Origin of the sequence: Gilliamella sp. B3482 (assembly GCF_026536805.1) — a bacterium.
In the GTDB taxonomy this organism is placed as follows: domain Bacteria; phylum Pseudomonadota; class Gammaproteobacteria; order Enterobacterales; family Orbaceae; genus Gilliamella; species Gilliamella apicola_E.
The window spans coordinates 471345-492621 of the sequence record NZ_JAFNNL010000002.1; the positions used below are offsets into that span (position 1 = coordinate 471345).

At 37.6% G+C, this 21277-nt stretch carries 20 protein-coding genes; 12 read left to right on the forward strand and 8 right to left on the reverse strand.

Features of this window, described 5'->3' with window-relative positions; all coding sequences use genetic code 11:
* Positions 1-5: 5 nt before the first annotated feature.
* From J3U18_RS05290 to J3U18_RS05305, 4 genes are read right to left on the reverse strand one after another with little or no spacing between them, the layout of a single operon-like run.
* Complete coding sequence (locus J3U18_RS05290) at positions 6-677, reverse strand: methionine ABC transporter permease (RefSeq protein WP_416380380.1); 672 nt, start codon at positions 675-677, stop codon at positions 6-8.
* A complete protein-coding gene (locus J3U18_RS05295; protein WP_267353141.1) occupies positions 677-1690 on the reverse strand; it encodes a methionine ABC transporter ATP-binding protein in 1014 nt (337 codons plus the stop codon). The genes J3U18_RS05290 and J3U18_RS05295 overlap by 1 nt, the downstream gene beginning before the upstream one ends.
* Positions 1691-1692: 2 nt before the next feature.
* A complete protein-coding gene (locus J3U18_RS05300) occupies positions 1693-2505 on the reverse strand; it encodes a MetQ/NlpA family ABC transporter substrate-binding protein (protein WP_267353142.1) in 813 nt (270 codons plus the stop codon).
* Positions 2490-3665 (reverse strand): pyridoxal phosphate-dependent aminotransferase, encoded by a 1176-nt coding sequence (locus tag J3U18_RS05305; RefSeq protein ID WP_267353143.1) that lies wholly within the window; start codon positions 3663-3665, stop codon positions 2490-2492. The genes J3U18_RS05300 and J3U18_RS05305 overlap by 16 nt, the downstream gene beginning before the upstream one ends.
* A gap of 594 nt (positions 3666-4259) precedes the next feature.
* Here J3U18_RS05305 and J3U18_RS05310 point away from each other — a divergent pair.
* Both J3U18_RS05310 and J3U18_RS05315 read left to right on the forward strand, forming a co-directional pair.
* Positions 4260-5687: a hypothetical protein gene (locus J3U18_RS05310; RefSeq protein ID WP_267353144.1), complete on the forward strand. Its 1428-nt coding sequence runs from the start codon at positions 4260-4262 to the stop codon at positions 5685-5687.
* A 269-nt stretch (positions 5688-5956) separates the two neighbouring features.
* Entirely contained in the window at positions 5957-6286 is a 330-nt protein-coding gene (locus J3U18_RS05315; protein ID WP_416380387.1) for a Grx4 family monothiol glutaredoxin, read from the forward strand.
* A 46-nt stretch (positions 6287-6332) separates the two neighbouring features.
* Here the strand turns inward: J3U18_RS05315 and rnt are convergent, their stop codons facing one another.
* The gene (gene rnt / locus J3U18_RS05320) at positions 6333-6980 is read right to left on the reverse strand and encodes a ribonuclease T (protein WP_416380388.1); all 648 of its coding nucleotides are present in this window, start codon (positions 6978-6980) and stop codon (positions 6333-6335) included.
* Positions 6981-7407: 427 nt separating this feature from the next.
* On the opposite strand from rnt, the gene J3U18_RS05325 reads away from it, so the two are divergent.
* From J3U18_RS05325 to cysZ, 7 genes are all read left to right on the forward strand, one after another.
* Positions 7408-8166 carry a Nif3-like dinuclear metal center hexameric protein gene (locus J3U18_RS05325; RefSeq protein ID WP_267339319.1) on the forward strand — a complete coding sequence of 253 codons (759 nt, stop codon included), beginning with the start codon at positions 7408-7410 and terminating at the stop codon, positions 8164-8166.
* A gap of 96 nt (positions 8167-8262) precedes the next feature.
* Positions 8263-9141 carry a 4-hydroxy-tetrahydrodipicolinate synthase gene (dapA, locus tag J3U18_RS05330; RefSeq protein WP_065563334.1) on the forward strand — a complete coding sequence of 293 codons (879 nt, stop codon included), beginning with the start codon at positions 8263-8265 and terminating at the stop codon, positions 9139-9141.
* 34 nt (positions 9142-9175) lie between these two features.
* Positions 9176-9925 (forward strand): outer membrane protein assembly factor BamC, encoded by a 750-nt coding sequence (gene bamC / locus J3U18_RS05335; RefSeq protein WP_267353147.1) that lies wholly within the window; start codon positions 9176-9178, stop codon positions 9923-9925.
* Between the two features lie 238 nt (positions 9926-10163).
* The gene (gene purC, locus J3U18_RS05340) at positions 10164-10874 is read left to right on the forward strand and encodes a phosphoribosylaminoimidazolesuccinocarboxamide synthase (RefSeq protein WP_065733895.1); all 711 of its coding nucleotides are present in this window, start codon (positions 10164-10166) and stop codon (positions 10872-10874) included.
* Positions 10874-11329, forward strand: a complete 456-nt coding sequence (locus J3U18_RS05345; protein WP_065563331.1) for a DUF441 domain-containing protein — start codon at positions 10874-10876, stop codon at positions 11327-11329. The genes purC and J3U18_RS05345 overlap by 1 nt, the downstream gene beginning before the upstream one ends.
* A gap of 3 nt (positions 11330-11332) precedes the next feature.
* Positions 11333-13198, forward strand: a complete 1866-nt coding sequence (locus J3U18_RS05350; RefSeq protein ID WP_267353148.1) for a tRNA(Met) cytidine acetyltransferase TmcA domain-containing protein — start codon at positions 11333-11335, stop codon at positions 13196-13198.
* A gap of 105 nt (positions 13199-13303) precedes the next feature.
* Positions 13304-14089, forward strand: a complete 786-nt coding sequence (gene cysZ / locus J3U18_RS05355) for a sulfate transporter CysZ (protein ID WP_065563329.1) — start codon at positions 13304-13306, stop codon at positions 14087-14089.
* Between the two features lies 1 nt (position 14090).
* Here cysZ and J3U18_RS05360 read toward each other — a convergent pair whose 3' ends face one another.
* The 3 genes from J3U18_RS05360 to J3U18_RS05370 are packed head-to-tail and all read right to left on the reverse strand — an operon-like array spanning position 14091 to position 15822.
* Positions 14091-14276 carry a YpfN family protein gene (locus J3U18_RS05360; RefSeq protein WP_065563328.1) on the reverse strand — a complete coding sequence of 62 codons (186 nt, stop codon included), beginning with the start codon at positions 14274-14276 and terminating at the stop codon, positions 14091-14093.
* 48 nt (positions 14277-14324) lie between these two features.
* Positions 14325-15452 carry a succinyl-diaminopimelate desuccinylase gene (gene dapE, locus J3U18_RS05365; protein WP_267353149.1) on the reverse strand — a complete coding sequence of 376 codons (1128 nt, stop codon included), beginning with the start codon at positions 15450-15452 and terminating at the stop codon, positions 14325-14327.
* Between the two features lie 13 nt (positions 15453-15465).
* Positions 15466-15822 (reverse strand): ArsC family reductase, encoded by a 357-nt coding sequence (locus J3U18_RS05370; RefSeq protein WP_220225889.1) that lies wholly within the window; start codon positions 15820-15822, stop codon positions 15466-15468.
* Positions 15823-16476: 654 nt separating this feature from the next.
* Between J3U18_RS05370 and J3U18_RS05375 the strand changes: the two genes are divergently transcribed.
* The 3 genes from J3U18_RS05375 to J3U18_RS05385 form a co-directional block, all read left to right on the forward strand.
* Positions 16477-17832, forward strand: a complete 1356-nt coding sequence (locus tag J3U18_RS05375) for a hypothetical protein (protein WP_267353150.1) — start codon at positions 16477-16479, stop codon at positions 17830-17832.
* A 565-nt stretch (positions 17833-18397) separates the two neighbouring features.
* Positions 18398-19705: a hypothetical protein gene (locus J3U18_RS05380; RefSeq protein ID WP_267353151.1), complete on the forward strand. Its 1308-nt coding sequence runs from the start codon at positions 18398-18400 to the stop codon at positions 19703-19705.
* Between the two features lie 482 nt (positions 19706-20187).
* The coding region (locus tag J3U18_RS05385; protein ID WP_267353152.1) for a hypothetical protein at positions 20188-21277 on the forward strand (1090 nt) is incomplete at its 3' end.

Below are 21277 nucleotides of genomic sequence, written 5' to 3' on the forward strand. Positions count from 1 at the left end.
ACCCACTATTTATAGCTTCTATCAAAGTGATTGGCTAACTTGTCACCGAGGTATTGAATCACCATCACAATAAAAATAAGAATAACAATACACAAAATAAGCACCTCGGTTACATAGCGTTGATAACCATAACTGATCGCCAAATCACCAATACCACCGCCACCAACAACCCCAGCCATTGAGCTAAAGCTGATAAGTGAAATTGTGGTAACTGTTGCGTGTCGTATTAATTGCGCCATTGCCTCAGGAAACAATATCCCAAAAATAATACGCATATGTGATGCACCACTTGCTACCGCAGCTTCGATCACGCCTTTATCAATTTGGCTAAAAGCGTTTTCAGCTAACCGTGCATAAAATGCAATAGCGGCAAGTGAAAGCGGTAAAATTACCGCTTTAGGGCCCACGGCGGTATCAACCAATAGCGAGCCTAAAGGTAACACCGTAACCATCAGAATTAAAAATGGAATTGAACGGGTTGCATTGACGATAAAATTCGCAATACTGTTAATGATTCTATTTTTAAAGAAGAATTGATTTGACATTAAAAACAGCAATAATCCGATTAATGTGCCGAAGATCAAACCAGCTAATAATGACCAACTTACCATAATGAATGTCTCGTAAGCGGCTTTCCATAACATTTGCGCTATTTCGTTAATGGTGAGTTTAATCATTAGTTTATTTCCTCAATAATAACTTCTTGATCGGCCAATTTGGTGATTAAATTTTGGATATTAGTCGATTCACCAATCAGCTCGATCACCAAATTACCTAAAGCTTGATTGTCGAAATATTCAATAAACCCATGCAAAATATTAAATGACACACCCGTTTCAATCGCTGATTGATACAGAATTGGCTGGGTAGTGTTTTCATTAATGTAGCGCAAACGGACCAATTTTCCTTTTACATTTTGCTTTATAATATCTGGCAAATGGGTATTTTCATCGATATTAAGAAATTCTTGTGTGAATGGCTGTTTAGGGCAGGCAAAAAGGTTAAACGTGGTATTCATTTCGACAATTTCACCTTGTGACATTACCGCAACTCGGTGGCAGATTTTTTTAACCACATCAATTTCATGGGTGATTAAAACAATAGTTAAACCAAATTTTTGATTAAGCTGTTTTAACAAATCAAGAATCGCGCTGGTAGTGGTTGGATCTAAAGCACTGGTGGCTTCATCACACAACAAAATTTTGGCATCATTAGCCAGCGCTCTGGCAATACCGACTCGTTGCTTTTGCCCACCACTGAGTTCAGCAGGGTAGGCATTCGCTTTATCACTTAACCCAACTAAAGCAAGCAATTCGTTGACTCTATTTTTAACCGCATCGCCTTTTTTACCAGCGGCTTTAAGCACAAAAGCAATATTTTCATAAACGGTTTTTGATGATGCTAAATTAAAGTTCTGAAAAATCATCCCAACATGAAAACGAAACGCTTGCAATTCACGCCCACGTAAGGTTTGAATATCAACACCATTAATAATAACTTGCCCGGACGAAGGTTCAGCAAGCCGATTAAGCATTCTTACTAAAGTACTTTTTCCCGCACCGCTCGAACCAATGATCCCGAAGATCTCGCCTTGATTGACATCAAACGAGACCTTTTTAACCGCTTCAACAACTTGATCTTTGGCTTTAAATCTTACAGAAACATCTTTTACTTGAATTAAAGTCTGCATAATTAAAATAACTGATAATCAGGTTTTTGGAAGGTATAGAAAATACCGTTTTTATCATTAATGACTTGAGCAAACTCAGGTGATTTAAGCACGTCGATAATGTCTTTACCTAATGTATCTTTTGATTCAGTGCGAATCGCAATAACATTTTTATGATCTTTATCTAACACTTCATGATAAAGCGCCTTAGAAAGATCTAAACCCGCACCAATTGCATAATTACCATTAACCACTGATAACGCAACATTGTCAAGCGAACGTGGAGTTTGTGGTGCTTCAATTGGCACAATCTCTAAACCATAACGGTTTTCGATAATGTTTTTAGGGGTTAAATTGTTTTTATCCACATTTGGATCAAGCTTAATCAACCCAGCTGCTTCTAAAATGCGTAAAGCGCGAGCTTCGTTAGTAACATCACTTGAAATAGTCACTTGATCGCCTTGTTTTAATTGCGAAAAGTCAGTAATTTTATTTGAATAAATTCCTGCGCCAGCTGTTGGTACAAAACCAATCGCCATAATATCTAAATTACGCGTTTGCTTAAAATTATTAAGATAAGTTAAATGTTGAAATAAATTAACATCAATATCTCTATTTGCTAATGCTAAGTTTGGTTGAACATAATCGCTAAATTCACGAATTTCGATATGGTAACCTTTCTTTTCTAATCCAGGCGCAATAGCTTGTTTAAACATGTCGCCATAAGGACCAGCTGCAACACCAACTGTAATTTGATTCTCTTTTTTAGCATTATCACAGCCAGTTAATACTGAAGTTAAAATGACTAAACTTGCCACAATTAATTTTTTAAACATAATAATTTTTCCTTAAATTTGGATAATCTTTCTAAAGCTGCAATCAGCGTTGGTTCTTGTTTAGCAAAATGGAAACGAATATAACGATATTCAGGATGTTTAAAAAAGGCCGATCCCGGCACAGCTGCTACGCCGACTTCTTTAATTAACCATTCGCAAAATTCAAAATCGGTCTTAAATGGATTAAACGCCGAAATATCCACTAAAACATAATACGCACCTTGAGGCTCATAATAAGCAAGGCCTAACTCATCTAATCCGTTCAAAAATAAACGGCGCTTAGCGGTGTAAGTTTCGGTCAATTGTTGATAATAATCATCTCCTAAAGCTAACCCTGCACAAGCTGCTTTTTGTAGTGGGGCAGCAGCGCCAACGGTAAGAAAATCATGGATCATCTTACAACCATCTATAATCCTTTTATCAGCAATAATATAACCAAGGCGCCAACCGGTTATCGAATAGGTTTTCGACAACGAGCTACAACAAATAGTCCGCTCTTTCATATTTGGAAAACCTGCCAAATAAAGATGTTTATGCGGAGCATAAACCATATGCTCATACACTTCATCGGTAATAATGTAGGCATCAAACTCAATCGCCAATTGACTTATATAATCAAGCTCATCCTTAGTAAATACCTTGCCACAAGGATTGCTAGGATTACATAAAATCAACGCCTTAGCGCCTTGTTCAAAAGCTTCACGAAGTTGCTGTTTATCAAATTCAAATGTCGGCGGGATCAAAGGCACATAAATTGGGGTGGCATCAGAAAGAATGGCGTCCGCTCCGTAATTCTCATAAAACGGCGAAAAGATAATAACTTTATCTTTTGGATTACAAACCGTCATTACCGCACACATCATCGCCTCGGTACTACCACAAGTTACCAACACGTTTTCGTCTGGGTTGATATCAATTTGCATTAACTTTTGTTGCTTTTTAGCTAACAGACGCCGAAACTCAGCCGATCCCCAAGTGATCTCATATTGATGAGGACCACAATCGGCAGCTTGTTTTAACGCATCGATTAAAGGTTTCGGCGGATCAAAATCTGGAAAACCCTGTGACAAATTGATAGCTTGATATTGATTAGCGATCCGAGTCATCCGACGGATAACCGAATCGGAAAAGTGATCGAGTCGATTGGCTAGTTTATGCATTGTTTTTTATATATTAAAATTATGAAGTCGGAGATTATAATATAAAATCTTTCTATGACGGTTAAATAATATATTTATATATAGTTATACTTTTTTCTTATAACGCAGTTGAAAATAGCGACTAGATTTTAAAAAAGTTGAGGAGCGGGGTTTTTGGGGTTTAAAATCCGCTTTAAAAAGCAATAAATAAGATTTTTATCGGGTTAAAAATGAGGGTTTTTAGTGAATTATAAATTTGATATTGATCAAATGGTAAATAGTTTATCTAATAATTATCTTTAGATCTTTCCTGATCCTCTTTACAAAGATTAACGATCTAAAGCGCAAAAAATATTGCATTATATTTTTCGGGTCACTATACTTTCAGATCAATTTAGCTGAGTAGCTAAAACATCAGCAATAAACATAAAATTGCAAATAAATCATAAAATTAATTGACAAGGTAGTCTAAATGCATTATAATTTTCAACAGGCAACAGGCAACAGGCAACTTGGCCAACCTATAATTTAAGTTCGCCTAATTTAAACTCTCAACCTCTTTTTTTTCACTCTAGTTTATTAATCGACGAAAATGTAAGATCGCGTAGTCGATCGTTGCGTCTACTGTTACTTCGATCGCCATTTGGATCAATCCGATCAGCTATTGGATCTAAATTATTCCGACTGATCTTTTTATCGCTAAGCTTATTGTTAATACCTTTTTATTCCAGCTATGCATTAACCTCTAAAACCTCAAATCTGATTCACGGTAATGCACCGTACTTAACTTTCGACGGCGGTCGTACTCGTGCTGTTAATACTGATGCTTTGCTTGGGATTACGTTATCTGATGGTACTAAATACACGCCTTCAACCAATACGTCATCTACAACGCCAATCGTCTTACCTGTTACCGGTCAAAGCTTTGCTGATATTGGCATGTTGGTTCCAACTAATACAGATTCAGTCGCTTTAAATGAGCTTATCGGTTCGCCTTATAATTATTGGGGGGATGATGATGGTGATACTGATGTTACAGTTACTGGCAGTTTAAGTTTATCTATCGTCGATAAAAACAATCAACCTGTATCACGTAATGCTATCCCAGAAATTTGTAAGTCACCTTATCAGATAAAATTAACAACTACTAATGGGACATTAACCACACGTTATGGGATTCCTAGCAGTAGTAGTTTCAACGCTAATAATGCAACATATTATATCAATCCTAATGCATCTGCAGAGGTTTGTTTTGCGAAGCCTAGTTTAAATTGGAATACGGATAACTATGTTGGTCCGCCTTCAATTTTTGATCGAAAGAATGGATTTTTAACCCAGTCAGTTACGCCAGCATCTTACGATTTAAACTTTCCGACTACTGGTCTTCATGGTTTAGAGTTTGATTTACTCATTTCTGGTAATAATCAGGCATTGTCTTGGTCTCGGGTTGCACTTGGTGGTGTCGTTGTTAGTATGACCAATTCTACCCCTACAAGTGTACATGTTACCTTAAGTGGTCCTGTCGCCACTCTATCCCAAAAAAACTCTAGCAATCCTGGTAATATACCTAGACCCGCTTTACCTAAAACCTTCGAATTAGTCGGTCGAGACAGTAATGGTAATGCTGTTGTTAAATATGGCTTTACGTTAAAGCAGTGGTTCGTCAATCGTGGCGATTATCAGGGCACGTACAACAGTAATTTATCTTGGTGTAATCATATTGGTTATCGTATGCCTCGTGTAAAGGATTTAACTAATGCTACTTGTCAGGGGTTTAATTCAGGTGAGTTTTGTCGAGGTTTAGTCGGCGCTATACCTTCGTCATCTCATAATACATATCAGCGTCGTATTGGTGCAGGATTTTTCACCGAGTGGGGCAAAATGGACGATTACTCAGGAGCTGGCTTCACCTACTATAACTACAAGACTAGCGACCTAAATTTAAATGGTAACGCCTATTTTTACGTGAGCGCGTCCAACGGTTATGTAAACTACAGGGATTCCAACTACAACCCCGGTCTTTGTGTCTCAGTCGATCGCTAAAAATCGATTTTGTGGTGTCGAAGCCGTAATCCATCCGCCTCATCCGGGGCGGTTTTTTTTTGAGAAGTGGAGTTTTTTATTATAAAAAAGTTGAGGAACGGGGTTTTTGGGGTTTTATTACGAATAAATTATCTTAAATATGAGATATTACATTTACTCTATCTATTAGAGTAAAAGTTCAAATCTATATAACTCGTCACCATTCTAAGTTAAAATAACTAACTTTATTTTTTATCGCAAATTAAAGGACAAACCAAATGACAACCGAATTGACAACGCTTGATAAGATTAAACGCCAAATTGCCGAAAATCCGATTATTCTTTATATGAAAGGTTCGCCAAAATTGCCAAGTTGTGGTTTTTCAGCTCAAGCTGTGCAGGTGTTATCGCAATGTGGTGTGCCGTTTGCGTATGTTGATATTCTACAAAATCCAGATATTCGTGCTGAATTGCCAAAATTTGCTAGCTGGCCAACCTTTCCACAACTTTGGGTTGAAGGGGAGTTGATTGGTGGTTGTGATATTATGTTAGAGATGTTTCAAACAGGTGAACTACAAACCTTGATCAAAGAGACTGCAGAAAATCATAAAAACGATTAATAATTTTTAGAAAGAGAGCGCTAAGCTCTCTTTTTTTATATTTTGACTATTCTTCTGTTTTCGACTCGACTAAAGGCCAGCCACCTAATCGTTTAAAACGGTTAACGATTTCACAAAATAAAATAGCAGTCTTTTCGGTATCATAAAGAGCTGAATGTGCTTGTTTATGATCAAACGGGATATTTGCCGATTCGCAGGCTTTAGCCAGAACTGTTTGCCCAAAGGCTAAACCACAAAGTGATGCCGTATCAAAAGTCGCAAAAGGGTGGAAAGGGTTGCGTTTGATACCCGCTCTTTCAGCCGCAGTCATCAAAAAACTGTGATCAAAATGCGCATTATGTGCCACTATTACAGCACGAGTACAGTCATTGGCTTTGATTCCGGTGCGAACTAATTTAAAGATTGCCTCAATGGCCTCTTTCTCATCAACCGCGCCTCGTAACGGATTATTGGGATCAATACCGTTAAAAGCTAACGCTGTTGGCTCTAAAATAGCATCGGCAAAGGGATTGACATTAAATTGCAATGTTTTATCAGGCTCGAGCCAGCCGTCATCTGTCATTTTAAGCGTAATGGCTGCGATTTCTAAAATAGCATTGAGTTTTGGATCAAATCCGGAGGTTTCTATATCGATAACCACGGGATAAAATCCTCGAAAGCGTTCACAAAGTTTTGGCACAATAGTTAGTCTTATCTATCTAAAATGAGAGGTATTATGCCAGTTTTTACTTTTTTCGCCTAGTTTTACCTACTTAAATCAATTAAGTTTTTAACTTAGTATGACGTGTTAATCCTCTTGAGTTTTATTCTTTATAGGCGTTATTAGCATCTTACTTATCCTATTTTGCTTTGCTATCAAATTTTACTACTGTGCGTTAAGTCTATATTAAGCATGTTGTCCCGAAATCTAAACTAGTCAAGTAAGTGATTAAATTTGAGACTTAATCTTGAATAAGCAGGATGGTAAAAAACTTAAAATAATTGTTTAATTAATCATAATATCGGGTGAGATATTACGAGAAAGCGACTATAATTAGCGCCAAACAAAAGGGCGAAAAGTTTTTATCTTAAGCATTTTGTTAAGACTGTTTTAGTTTAATTCTAAGGTTTGCGAGGGCATTGTGCATAATTTCGAACTTCAACACATCATTGATACACATCTGCAAGTGACACGATATCGTGACTATGCGCCAAATGGTTTGCAAGTTCAAGGTCGACCGGAGATTAGCAAAATTGTGACAGGGGTAACGGCTTGTCAGTTATTGTTAGATAAAGCGGTCGAGCTAAATGCTGATGCGATTCTTGTTCATCATGGCTATTTTTGGAAAAATGAGCCAGAGACAATTACTGGCATAAAGTATCATCGAATGAAGACGTTACTTAGCCATGATATCAATTTATATAGTTATCATCTTCCATTAGATGGTCATCCAGTATTGGGTAATAATGTGTTGCTTGGGCAAATGTTTGATATTACGGTTGATGCGCGTGATGATATTACCGATTTGCTTTTTAAAGGCACGTTAGCGAATCCATTAACCGCAATTGAATTTAAACAGCTACTTGAACAGAAGCTACATAATGGTCGCCATTCAGTTTTATTTTGTGGTGATAATGCCCCAGCAGTGATTAAGCGAGTTGCATGGTGTAGTGGTGGTGGTCAGGATTATATTGAAACGGCTGCTCAGCAAGGCTTTGATGCTTTTTTTACTGGAGAAGTATCGGAACGAACCATTCACATTGCCCGTGAATACGGTATCAATTTTTATGCTTGCGGACATCATGCCACAGAGCGATATGGTATAAAAACATTAGGAGAATGGTTATCGACTAACCATGGCTTAGAAACTATTTTTATCGATATTGATAATCCTGCATAACAAAAGTTGAATTTAAATAAGAAATATCGCATACTTATTCGCAGTTTTTTTAATCTTTAAGTTGTTTTATAAACACAGAATATGAGAGGTCGCTTTATGTTTACAGGAAGTCTGGTCGCACTTGTTACTCCAATGGATACGAAAGGAAATGTGGACCATGTAAGCCTAAAAAAAATGGTCGAATATCATATTGAAAATGGCACATCTGCTATTGTATCAGTAGGAACTACTGGCGAATCAGCAACGCTTGATCATCATGAGCACATTGATGTTATTAAACGCACTATTGATTATGCAGATGGTCGAATTGATATTATTGCTGGCACAGGTTCAAATGCCACCAAAGAAGCGATCGAATTAACTCGTCAAGTTGAAAATATCGGTGTAGTAGGTTGCTTAACGGTAGCGCCTTACTACAATAAACCAACGCAAGAAGGTTTATACCAACACTTCAAAGCTATTGCAGAAAGTTCTCCATTACCTCAAATTATTTATAATGTTCCTGGTCGTACTTGTAGTGACATTAAACCAGAAACTGTCGGTCGATTAGCTAAAATTAAAAACATTGTTGCGTTAAAAGATGCAACGGGTGATCTGTCTCGCGTTTACAAAACTCGTAAATTAGTTGGCGAAGATTTTAAGCTATTAAGTGGTGATGATGCGACTTTCTTAGACTTTATCATTTTAGGTGGTGATGGTGTTATCTCGGTAACCGCTAACGTAGCAGCGAAACAAGTTGCAACCGTTTGTGAATTGGCATTTAATAACCAAATCCAACAAGCACGCACGTTAAACGATACTTTAATGGGGCTTCATACTCATCTATTTATTGAACCAAACCCAACGCCAGCAAAATGGGCGTGTACTCGTTTAGGTTTAATGGCAAACGGCACTATACGTTTACCATTAGTGCCATTGAGTGATGCTTCTATTCCTGTAGTTGAACAAGCATTAAAAGATGCTAAATTAATTTAAAATTGACTATAACCTTACTTAAAAGCAGAAATCTATGTTGAATAAAACTGAATTGAAAAGCAATGCCTTTAAAAAACTAGCTGTTTTATCGGTTATTACATCGATGTTTATGGTTGGATGTAGTAGCGATCAAAATTATAAACGAGAGGTTGATGGCAATGAAGATTACCTCAATTCGCCCGCTTTAAAAGCGTTAATTATTCCGGAAGGTGTTTCTGTACCAGTTGAATCTGGTGATTTTTATGTGGACAACAACAAAATTGATGGTGCTGTTGGTAAACAACTTGATATTCGTCCACCAACATTAGCTATTGCAACTATCCCAGAATCTTTTGTACATCATGAACAGAACACTGTTACCTTTAATGTGCCAGTAAGTTATGGTGTATGGAGTAGTATTCCAAATACGTTAAATAAACAAAATATACTGGTTAGTTCAAGCGATAGTAAAACCATTAAAACAAATAATGCAATTATTTCTCGCCAAGATGAACAACAACCGGTTGAGGCTTCTTTTGTCTTTACCCGCCATAATTTAGGCGCAACAGAAACTATCACTATCGTATTAAGTTCATTAACGCGTAGTGGTGAAAACCTTATGTCACAACCGATCGAAGTTCAGCGTTATGTAGTTGGATTATTTAATCAAATAATGGATGATGTTGCACCTGAATCGCTACGAACTGTGCCGGTTAAAACAGATGAAAAAGAATCAGATCCTAATAAAGAGCTGAAAGAAGATCTTAAAGACAGTATCAGAGATAGCATCAGAAATGATCGCTAATTTAACGATCAGATAATCTTTCATCTAAACGAGTTAAAACCGCGTAAAGCCGATTTTAACCCAATAGCGGAGTAACTTACCTTTGCTATATAAATGAATGTTTATAAATACTGTTTATGACTACAGTTTATAAATACGGTTTATAGCTAACACTTATAACGGCAAGGTACTTGATTTGAAATTAAGGGGCGAATAGCTCCTTAATTATTTATTGGCAATTTGATATAAGGTTATAAACATGAAAAAGTTGGCTGAGCTTTATCGTGGTAAAGCAAAAACGGTTTACACTACTGACAACCCAGATCTATTAATCCTTGAATTTCGTAACGACACCTCGGCATTTGATGGGCTGCGCATTGAGCAGTTAGATCGAAAGGGGATGGTCAATAATAAATTCAACTATTTTATAATGACCAAGTTACGTGAAGCAGGTATTCCAACTCAAGTTGAAGCCCTATTATCAGATAATGAAGTTTTAGTTAAAAAACTTGATATGGTGCCAGTTGAATGCGTCGTTCGTAATCGAGCTGCTGGTTCATTAGTAAAACGTTTAGGCGTTGAAGAAGGCAAAATCCTTAATCCTCCAACATTTGAACTTTTCTTAAAAAATGATGCTCTGCATGACCCTATGGTCAATGAGTCACACTGTAAAGCATTTGGCTGGGCAACGGATGAGCAGTTAGCAACGATGAAGGAACTTAGCTTTAAAATAAATACCGTGCTAACAGAGCTTTTTGATAAAGCCGGATTAATTTTAGTTGATTACAAATTAGAGTTTGGTCTATTTCATGGCGAAATTACATTAGGCGATGAGTTTTCACCAGATGGTTGCCGTTTATGGGAAAAAGAGACCTTGAAAAAAATGGATAAAGATCGCTTCCGTCAAGGTTTAGGTGGTGTGATTGAGGCCTACGAAGAGGTAGCCAAACGTATTGGTGTTCCACTTTAATGTTTGCCCAATTTGATATCTCCTTTTTTTTATTATTAGGTTTAGCTGCACTGTGTTATATCACGCATAATAACACAGTGACCTTTGCAGTATTGCTACTGTTGTTATTCAAATTAACACCGCTAGCAACCTATTTTCCGTTCTTAAATCAATATGGATTAACCATTGGCATTGTCATTTTAACGGCGGCTATGATGGTTCCTTTAGCGGATGGCTCGTTAAAAATTACCGATATTGTAAAATCATTCACCACCTGGCAATCGTTACTGGCTATTTTAGTTGGCATATTAGTCTCATGGTTAGGCACGCGTGGTATATCCTTAATTGGTGCTCATCCAACTATAATTAATGGCTTAATTATTGGTACACTTATTGGTGTTGCCTTTTTCAAAGGGATACCGGTTGGTCCATTGATTGCAGCAGGAATTTTATCCTTATTGATTGGAAAAAGTTAATCAATGATTAATAGCACCAGAAAGCTATGGGTGTTAAACGGTTCGCATCCCCAATTATTTAATCAAGTCAGCGCTATTATTCAACAGCACTCGGGCGATTGGCTTACAGTTACCACAAAAACAGATTTGCCCGAAGCGATTAGCCATCATATTCATCCCAATCAAACCAAATCATTACTTGGCAAAGAGTTTAAACATGCTATTTTCGATTCCACCGAAGGTTTTAATTTAGATGCTTTTGCGATGCTAGCCGGCACTTTAATCAAAGGTAGTGTGCTAATTTTATTACTGCCCGATGATTTGACCAATTGGGTGGACCAAGATAGTTTGCGTTGGAATGAATCTACAAAGCCGATTCGTGTGCCCAATTTTGTTCAACATTTACAACAAACCTTATCAAAATTTGCCACAGAAAAGCCACCAGAGTTTACGCAGCAAGATGATGGGCAAAAGGATTTAACCGAGCAACAGTTAGTGCTAAACCAACTCCTAAAAAGCAATAGTCGTTTAAATATCTTAATAGCTAAACGAGGGCGCGGTAAATCAGCATTAGCTGGGCAATTTACTCATTATCATGAATGCTGGGTAACAGCACCGAATAAAAGTGCGCTAACGACTTTTTTTCAGTTTGCTAAACCAGGAACACCGTTTTATGCGCCAGATCAACTAATTGAAATGGTCGATCATCCATTTCCTGAGTGGTTGATCATTGATGAAGCGGCGATGATCCCATTGCCAATGTTGGAGCAACTGCTAAAGCTGTCACCATCGACTAAAATCCTATTGATCACAACGGTAGAAGGTTACGAAGGAACAGGGCAGGGGTTTTTATTAAAATTAATGGACAGGCAAATTTGCCAGCGATTTTATCTTAATTCGCCTATTCGTTGGCAAGATAACGATCAACTCGAACAACTTTGCGATAATTTATTGCTTAATGGCGTCATAAAATCGCAAACCAATGAGCAAGCTACCGTCTATTCTCTTAACGAAAGAACAGATATCGACCTACTTAAGTCTATCTACAATTTATTAAAAACGGCTCATTATCAAACAACCTTAGTTGATTTAAGACGACTATTTGATGCACAAAACTTAGCTGTTTGGCAGGCCAAAAAAGGTGATCAACTTATTGCTGGCGCAATTACGATTGATGAAGGTAATTTGACTGATGACTTAATCGATGCCGTTTGGAAAGGCACACGCCGACCAAAAGGCAATCTTGTCGCGCAATCATTGGTTGCACATGCTGGTGATAAACTAGCGGCAAAACTAAAATCGGTCAGAATTAACCGTATTGCGGTTATAGAGCCTTATCGACGTCAACATATCGCCCTGAAGTTGGTTGAACATATCTATCAACAAGCAATGAAAAATCACAACGATTTTGTCTCTGTCAGTTTTGCTTACAGCGCCGTTAATTATCAATTTTGGCATAATTGTGGCTTTACCTTAGTCCATATTGCCAGCCATAAACAAGCCAATTCTGGTAGTTATTCAATGATGGTAATCAACCCCATCACTCAGCAAGGTTATGAACTAAGCCAACGTTTAGCGGAAAATTTAAGGCGTAATAGCTATTGGCTTAATGCCATTATCGAATTACCTTTCAGTCAACTCATCACCATTGATGATCAGCAGGCGTTAACTCATCAAGATCTTCAGGATCTGCAAGGATTTTGTAATTATCATCGACCGTTTGAAGCAACTTATCCGGCACTGTGTCGTCTAAAACAGGCAACAAATGGTAAAATACCTTCACTATTATTACAAAGTAGTGAATCGATAAATAAACTACCAAGTCGAAATGAGATGATCCAAGCTATCAAACAAGAAGTAAAAACATGGCTTGAAAAATTATCAAACTGACCAAATAAAGATCAGCTAATTTACGATCAAAAAATGAAAAGTCAGTTGCCGTCAGATGAAAACTACGTTTAAAATGACGCCGATTTTAAATAAAAGGATCCTATTGTGTTAGAAAATAAATCACAACATTCCAATTCTAAATCAGGTATAGAATACTTTTTCCAAGGCTGGTCTTTAGCATTTAGCCCTGGTTTAAAACGCTTTGTATTTTTACCGTTGCTGGCTAATATCGTTATTATGTCAGCGCTATTTTATTGGTTTTTTGTTTCAATCACTGGCATGGTGGATTGGGGCTTATCGTTTATGCCAAGTTGGTTGCACTGGTTGGGCTACATCATTAGTGCTATTGTCATTTTAACTTTAACAATTTTATTTTGTTATTTTTTCAGTACGATAACCAACGTTATAGCTGCGCCTTTCAATGGTCTGCTGGCCGAACAGGTAGAAGCACAGCTCACTGGTGTACCTGCGCCTGATACCTCTTGGTTGAGTTTAATAAAAGACTTACCTCGCATCTTAAAGCGCGAGCTACAAAAATTTGGCTATTATTTATTATGGGCGATTCCGATATTGCTAACCTACTTGATTCCCATCATCGGGCAATCGGTTACTCCGATAGTGTGGTTTTTATTTACCGCTTGGCAGATTAACATCCAATATGCGGATTACGCCTTTGATAACCACAAAATCTCTTTTGAGCGTATGCGCCAATTATTAAGACAAGATCGCGCTGACAATCTGCTATTTGGTATGTTAATCAGCTTTTTTACCATGGTGCCATTATTGAATTTAATTATTATGCCAATTGCGGTTTGTGGCGCGACAGCGATGTGGGTTGATCGCTATCGTCACCAAGCTATTTTTGCAAGTAAAAGTCAGGACTTTCGATAATTTATTTTTGCTTAGGACGACTTGGCCAATCGTCGTCCTCATCATCAGAATAAGGGATAGGTTTTATCCCTTTCTTTTTTTCTAAATAGTGCTTATAGCTTAGTTTATTCAGTGCTTTAATTGTATTAATAAAGATCCCCACCAAAATAATAAGAATCACCCACCAATAATCTTTAAGCCACTCCATTTAAATCCCCTTGAGTTTTTAGCACAAAGCATGATCTCATATTAAAATCTATAGTAACTTTTCTAAAATATCGATATAGATAGCTTGTAATGTAATGACATCTTGGCAATTTACATTTTCATTCACTTTATGAATAGTTTTATTTAACACACCAAGCTCAATCACCTGACAACCTAACTTAGCAATAAAACGCCCGTCGGATGTCCCGCCACTGGTTGATAATTTGGTATCAATTTGTGTAAAGGCCTTAATTGCACTTGCTGCTGCATCAGTTAGCTCGCCTTGTGGTGTTAAAAATGGATGGCCGGACAAACGCCAATTTAACGTATAGTTTAAATGATGTTTTTGCAAAATCGCCTCGACTTTTGCTTTAATCATCTCATCGGTTAACTCACTACTATAACGAAAATTAAATTGCACTGACAAATCACCAGGAACCACATTTTCAGCGCCGGTACCAACATTAATATTGGCTATTTGCATTGTCGTTTGTGGGAAATATTCATTACCATTATCCCAAACTGTCGTTACCAATTCATTCAAAGCGGGCGCAAATTTATGCACCGGATTATCAGCAAGATGAGGATAAGCAACATGTCCCTGAATACCATGTACCACTAAATTGGCTGTCAAAGAGCCACGACGCCCATTCTTAATCTGATCACCAAGAACACTATCACTTGAAGGCTCACCAACAATACAGTAATCGATCTGTTCTTGACGTTTAATCAGCCAATCAACCACTTTTACCGTGCCATCGGTTGCATCTGCTTCTTCATCGGAAGTCAGCAAAAACGCAACCCGACCAGTATGGTCAGGATATTTTTTAACAAACGTCTCAGCGGCACAAACCATAGCCGCTACGCCACTTTTCATATCGGCAGCGCCACGACCGTACAAAATACCGTTTTCATCAATAGTTGGCTCAAAAGGCGGGTAACACCACTTACTCTCATCACCGGCTGGCACCACATCAGTATGACCGGCAAACATCAAAGTTTTACCACTACCATGGTAGGCCCAAAGGTTTTTCGTCTTACCAATATTTACCTCTTCAATCACAAAGCCTAACGGCTTTAGACGATCGATAATCATCTGCTGGCAGTTCTTATCATCGGGGCTTATTGATCTTTCAGCAATCAATGCTTTGGTTAGTGCAATAACAGGTTCAGTCATGGTGATCTCGATCTTATGATTTAGGTTTAACAAATTGCGAATAGCTCTCGTCAGAAAATCCCAACAAAGCCCGCTTACCATCAACAAGTAGTGGACGCTTTAAAATAGAAGGATTAGCTAACATAATCTTGATAGCGGCATCTTGATTATCAACTTGATTACGTACTGTTTCGTCAAGCTTACGCCAAGTCGTACCACGAGTATTTAACAAACTCTGCCAATCAACAAGTTTTAATAACTGACTTAACAACTCAGCCGACAAGCCATCGGTTTTATAATTATGAAATTGGTAACTAACTTGATGATCATTGAGCCAATTAAACGCTTTTTTCATGGTATCACAATTCTTAATCCCATAAATAATATACATAACTATTTGCCCTAAAAAGAAAAGATAAATTGATTATAACAGCTAAAAAACAGCAAACAAAGGGAAAGCGGGTTTTATAAAATGGATGATTTTTTGATAAAAAAGTTGAGGAGCGGGGTTTTTGAGGTTCCAAATTTCGATTAAAAATTATCAAATTATCAAAATTACGCATCACTCAGGTAAATTTTTTCAGAATCTTAATTATAGTTTTTTTAAGGTTTGTAAACGAGATGATTTTAATTAAAACAAGAGTTGGTCGATCCTTTCAAGATCTTTACTTGCGATCTTCTTTACGAATATTAACGATCCAAAACAAAAAAAGAATTGCATCGTGTTTTTCCAGTAACTATACTCTTTTACCGTTTTAGCGGGATGGCTAAAATTCAAACAAAACCGTAAATAAATCAAAAATATACTTGACAGGATTGTCGCAGATGTTCTATAATTTTCAACAGGCAACAGGCAACTTGGCCAACCTCTAATTTAAATTCGTCAAAGTTAAGTTCCCAGCGTTTATTTTTCACCAAAGTTTATTTTTTCACGCAATTATGCGGAATTTTGCAAATTTTCGCGCGATCTTTTTTTCGATCCTACTTTAGATCCTTCTTGCGATCCTCTTTTCGATCTAATTTATTCTGGCAGATTTTTTTAGGTATGGCTGTTTTACTTTCTTTTACCTGCCATGCATTAACCTCTAAAACCTCGAATTATATTCAGGGTAGTGCACCTTATTTGACTTTCGATGGTGGTCGTACTCGCGTTGTTGATACAAATGGGCTGCTTGGTATTACTCTATCTGATGGTACACAATACACGCCTTTAAATAATACCTCATCTACAACGCCAATCGTTTTGCCTGATGAAGAGCAAAGTTTTGCTGATATAGACATGTTTGTTCCAACTGATACCGATTCAGTCGCTTTAAGTTCTCTTATCGGTCCTCCTAATAATTATTGGGGGGATGATGATGGTGATAGTGACGTTACTGTTACTGGTTCTTTAAGTCTATCTATCGTCGATAATAACAATCAAGCTGTATCACGTAATTCCGTATTAAAGATTTGTAATACTCCTTATAGGGTGACGTTATCCAGTACTAACGGCACATTATCCACACGTTATGGCGTTCCTAATAGTAGTGATTTCAGTGCCAATGTTGTGACGTATTTCGTTAATCCTAAGGCTACGTCGATGGTTTGTTTCACCAGACCTAATTTAAAAAATGCTAAGCTTGGTGATGATATTTTGTTCCCATATCATGATTATGCTGGTCCGTCTTTTATGTGGGACCCTGCTAATGGTTTTATCCCTCAGTCAACTGACCCTTCACGTTATGGTTCAAACTTTCCTACTACTGGCGCTAATGGACTGTACTTTGACTTAGATATTAGAGGTGTTAGTCAACCTTTGTCTTGGTCTTCATTATCTCAGGGGGGAATCACAGTTACAATGTCTAATTCAACTGCTGCAAGCGTACGTGTTACTTTAACGGGTCCTTTCGCTACCGGATTCCAGCATAATTCAGACAATCCTGGTCTTATTTCCAAACCTATTTTGCCTCAGACCTTTGAGTTGGTCGGTCGTGATGGTCAAGGTAATTCTGTTATTAAATATGGTTTTACATTGAAGCAGTGGTTCGTCAACCGTGGTACTAAGTGGGACAATTATTCTCCTGCCTTATCTTGGTGTAATAGTATTGGTTATCGAATGCCTCTCGTAAAGGATTTAACAAATGCATCTTGTCGTGGTAAAAATTCAGGCGATTGGTGTAAAGGTTTCGTCGGCGCCACACCTTCCTCACCTGGTAATTATTTCCAACGTAGAATTGGCTCTGGCTTTTTCAATGAGTGGGGTCCTCTTAGCGACTTTGGCGTTGGCTTCACCCATGACTCTTGGTACTGGACTAGTGACGTGAATGGTAGTCGTTGGCGGTATGTCGTGCAAACCTTCCACGGTGGTGTGGATGATCGCATCGACACCCCCCATGCCTCGCTCTGCTCATATCCTTAGTATTTATTCCTTCTTCCTTAAGCCTTAAAACTTGGGGGATAAAGGAGTAGCTAAATTATTAAGAAATATTTGACTTGAAGAGTCAAGGTGGTTGTCAAATAAAAAGCGATTTTGTGGTTTAGCCCCTCCGGACATCATCATCCCTCAACCGGGGGGGTATTTTTAAAGTGTTTAACTGTAAAAAAGTTGAGGAACGGGGTTTTTGAAATTTAAGATTCCACTTGAAAATTATTAAATTATCAAAATCACTAATTTCAAATACTTAAATATAATTTTTTATGGATTATTAATAATAATTTTTAGATGTTTATAAAGATGATGTTCATTAATGAAAAAAGTAAATAAATTAAAAATATACTTAACAGGATTGTTGTGCATGTTCGATAATTTTCAGAAGACAACTTGGTTAACCTCTAATTTAAATTCGTCGAAGTTAAGCTCTCAGTGTTTATTTTTTACCAAAGTTTATTTTTTCACACAATTATGGGGAATTTTGCAAATTTTCGCGCGATCTTTTTCTCGATCCTTTTTACGATCTAATTTACTCCGTCAGATTGTTTTTTGCGTGGCGATTTTTCTTCCTCTTTTCAGCCATGCATTAACCTCTAAAACCTCGAATTATATTCAGGGTAGTGCACCTTATTTGACTTTCGATGGTGGTCGTACTCGTGTGATAGATGTTAACGGTCTGCTTGGTATTACACTTTCTGATGGAACTAAGTACACGCCTTCAACCAATATTTCATCAACAACGCCAATCGTCTTGCCGGTTGCGGGTCAGAGTTTTGCTGATATAGGTATGTTTGTTCCTACTAATACTGATTCAGTCGCTTTAAGTTCTCTTATCGGTCCTCCTTATAATTATTGGAGAGATGATGATGGTGATTCTGGTGTTACCGCTACAGGTCGTTTAAGTTTATCTATCGTCGATAACAGCCGTCAATCTGTTTCACGTAGTACCGTGCCAGAGATTTGTAAGGCACCTTATCTTGTTACCTTATCTAATACTGACGTTATGTTATATACTCGTTACGGAATTCCTAATCGTAGTGTCTTCAGTGCAGGTCGTGTGACTTATTATGTTAATCCTAAGGCGGCTGAGGTTTGTTTTGCTAAGCCTAATCTGAATTACTATTCGACTGAGTGGCCTTCGATGTTTGACTCTCGTTATGGTTTTCTTACTCAGTCAACTGACCCATCTCGTTATGGTTTAAACTTTCCTACTACTGGTCTTAATGGATTGTACTTTGACTTAGATATTAGAGGTGTTAGTCAACCTTTGTCTTGGTCTTCATTATCTCAGGGGGGAATCACAGTTACAATGTCTAATTCAACTGCTGCAAGCGTACGTGTTACTTTAACAGGTCCTTTCGCTACCGAATCCCAGCATAATTCAGACAATCCAGGTCTTATTTCCAAACCTATTTTGCCTCAGACCTTTGAGTTGGTCGGTCGTGATGGTCAAGGTAATCCTGTTATTAAATATGGTTTTACATTGAAGCAGTGGTTCGTCAACCGTGGTACTAAGTGGGACAATTATCCTAATACATTATCCTGGTGTAATCGTACAGGCTATCGCCTTGTTAAGATAAAGGATATAACAAATGCAAAACATGTCGTTCGTTCAGATGTAATCATACCTGGCGCCACGCCTACCTCAGATTTTTTTCTTTACATGCGATATATTGGTGCTGGTTTTTCCTCGGAGTGGGGGCGTGTGAACAATATTTCAGACATTGGCTTCACCCCTATCAACCATTGGATTTGGACTAGTGACTCGGATGGTAATGGTCCGTTTATCGTAAACATTACCAACGGTGGTGTGGATTGGTACAACAACAACTATACCTACGGGCTTTGTACTTATCCTTAGTATTTATTCCTTCTTCCTTAAGCTTTAAAGTTTGAGGGGGTAAAGATGGCGTTAAATTATCAAGGAATAGTTGACCTTAAGAATCAAGGTAGTTGTCAAATAAAAAAGTGATTTAGTAGTTTAGCCTCCCCCGAACATCATCATCCCTCAACCGGGGGGGGATTTTTTTAGGGCATGGGTTGAAGTTCTAAATACCGATTAAAAATTATTAAATGATTAATCACTCAGATAAATTTTTTAAGGATCATTAATTAAGGTCTTTAAATGTTTGTAAAGATAAAATTTTTAATCAAAACAGTAGTTAGCTAATTATTGTTTAGATCCTTCTAGGATCTTCTTAACGAATGTTAACGATCCAAAATAAAAAAAGTATTGCATCGTATTTTTCCAGTAACTATACTCTTCGAAAATTTTGGCTGGATGGCTAAAATTCAAGCAAAACATTAAATAAATCAAAAATATACTTGACAGGATTGTCGCATATGTTCTATAATTTCCAACAGGCAACAGGCAACAGGCCAACTTGGTCAACCTCTAATTTAAATTCGCCAAATTCAAACTCCCAGCATCTTTTTTTTCATTCCAGCTTATTAGTCGACGAAAATTTAAGATCGCCTAGTCGATCGTTGTGGAGATCGTCATTTGGATCATCGCGTCGATCATCTCTCGGATCTAAATTACTCCGACAGATCTTTTTACCGCCCGTTCTTTTGCTAATACCTTTTTATTCTAGCCATGCATTAACGGCTAAAACCTCGAATATGATTCGCGGTAATGCGCCTTATTTAACTTTCGATGGTGGTAAGACACGTGTTCTTAATATTGAAGCTTTGCTCGGTATTACGCTATCTAACGGAAAACAGTACACGACTACAACGAATACTTCATCATCTTCAAACCCCATTGAGTTACCGGTTGCAGGTCAAAGTTTTGCTGATATAGATATGATCGTTCCAACGAATGTCGATTTAATCACTTTAAAAACGCTTATTGGTCCTCCCAATAATTATTGGGGGGATGATGATGGTGATGATGAGATTAAGGTTAATGGTTTTTTAGAGTTATCTCTCGTTGATTATAGAAATAGAACAGTATCACGTAATACAGTGTTAAGGCCTTGTAACGCGCCTTATGAGGTTATATTAACTAATACAAATGGTACATTAACAACGCGTTATGGTATTCCAAATAGTAGTGATTTCAATCCTAGTCGGGTCACTTATTTTGTCAAACCTAAGGGGCAGGAAATTTGTTTTGCCACTCCAAGTCTATCTTTCGAAGGCAATGGAGGTGTAAAAGCGGGCCCACCTGAAATTTTTGATCCATCTCTTGGTTTTTTGCCTCAGTCAATTGACTCATATGGTAAGAACTTTCCGACTACAGGTGCTAACAACATGTACTTTGATTTAAGCATTGCTGGTAATAAACAAGCATTGTCTTGGTCTCCTGTCTCGCGAGGTGGTATCACGGCGACTATGAGCAATTCTACAGCGACAGGCGTACGGGTTACCTTAACTGGCCCTGTTGCAACTGAATCCCAATGGAATTCCAGCAATCCTGGTCCTATTACTA